General features: G+C 31.8%; 2 protein-coding genes. Both read left to right on the plus strand.

The window, feature by feature from the left end:
• Positions 1–67 precede the first annotated feature (67 nt).
• Positions 68–418 carry an ISAon1 family transposase N-terminal region protein gene (locus MC378_RS15325; RefSeq protein ID WP_242179717.1) on the plus strand — a complete coding sequence of 117 codons (351 nt, stop codon included), beginning with the start codon at positions 68–70 and terminating at the stop codon, positions 416–418.
• Positions 419–440: 22 nt separating this feature from the next.
• A complete protein-coding gene (locus MC378_RS15330) occupies positions 441–1,394 on the plus strand; it encodes an ISAon1 family transposase (protein ID WP_242179718.1) in 954 nt (317 codons plus the stop codon).
• Positions 1,395–1,426: the final 32 nt, after the last annotated feature.

Genomic DNA, 1,426 nt, shown 5'->3' on the forward strand with positions numbered 1-1,426 from the left:
GGCTCAATACAAAAAGTTGTGGAGTAAATTAAAAAGCATGAACTTTGCAGTCTAATAAACCTCTATTTTGGACACTTCAATTGAACTTGCAAAACTATTATTACCAGAAATTCTTGTTGACTATTTTAAACTAACTAAACACGAAGTTAAAAATGGAGAACTTCATTTCCATTTCACAGAATTAAATACGATTCCTGAAGAATTTAAAGCACTTAAATTAAGTTCTAAAGGTTTTTTTCCTGAAGCTACTATTCAAGACTTTCCAATTCGAGGTAAAAACGTTTTTCTACATGTTATTAGACGACGTTGGGTTGAGGAAAATTCTAAAAAAGTAGTTACAAGAGATTGGCAATTAGTAGCAAAAGGCACTAGAATAACTAGTGAATTTGCTGCTTTTTTAAAAGATATCAGTCAGTAATAACGCTACTAGCACAAGTACTATAGCTAATTTCTACGGGGTAAATCCCAGAAGTTTACAAAGACAGTATAAGGATTATTTAAGTGATTTTAAAGCTTGGGATCAACAGAAGCACGCAACAGACTGGTTATTGTTTGCAAAGAATTTAGGAACTCACTTATCACTTGATGAAACTGCCTTTTCTAACGGTGATTTATATACCATAATAACAAATAAATTAGCTAAAGGAAAGAAAGGCGCAATAGTAGCCATGATTAAAGGAACTAAAGCAGAAGTTGTCATAAAAATACTTCATAAAATTCCTTTAAAACATAGGAAGAAAGTCATGGAAGTAACCTTAGATATGGCGGGAAATATGGGGCTTATTGTCAAGAAATCCTTTCCAAACGCTGCCTTAGTAATAGATCGTTTTCATGTGCAAAAATTAGCGTTAGATGCACTGCAAGAAATAAGAATTAAACATAGATGGGAAGCGATTGATGCTGAGAATGATGCCATTGAAAACTCCAAAAATAAATCTTTAAAATACACACCAAAACTATTACCAAATGGAGATACACTCAAACAACTACTTGCTAGAAGCAGATATCTATTATACAAATCAAGTAATAAATGGACTAAAAATCAATCTATAAGAGCAGAAATACTGTTTGAAAAATATCCTGATATAGAGAAAGCATACAAGTTATGCCAAAATCTATCTTGGATATTCAATAACACTACAGATAAAACATCAGCACTTATAAGACTTGCTAAATGGGATGAAAAAGTAAGACAAGCACAGTTTAAAAGCTTCAATACTATAGCCAGAACCATGTCAATACATTATAAAAACATCTTAAACTATTTTGATAATAGAAGTACGAATGCATCAGCAGAATCATTCAATGCTAAAATTAAAGCCTTTAGAGCACAATTTAGAGGCGTAAGGAATGTAGATTTTTTCTTATTCAGACTTAGTACAATTTTTGCGTAATCCTTAAATCCCACAACTTTTGGACTTGATCC

Origin of the sequence: Polaribacter marinus (genome assembly GCF_022662535.1) — a bacterium.
Lineage (GTDB): Bacteria > Bacteroidota > Bacteroidia > Flavobacteriales > Flavobacteriaceae > Polaribacter > Polaribacter marinus.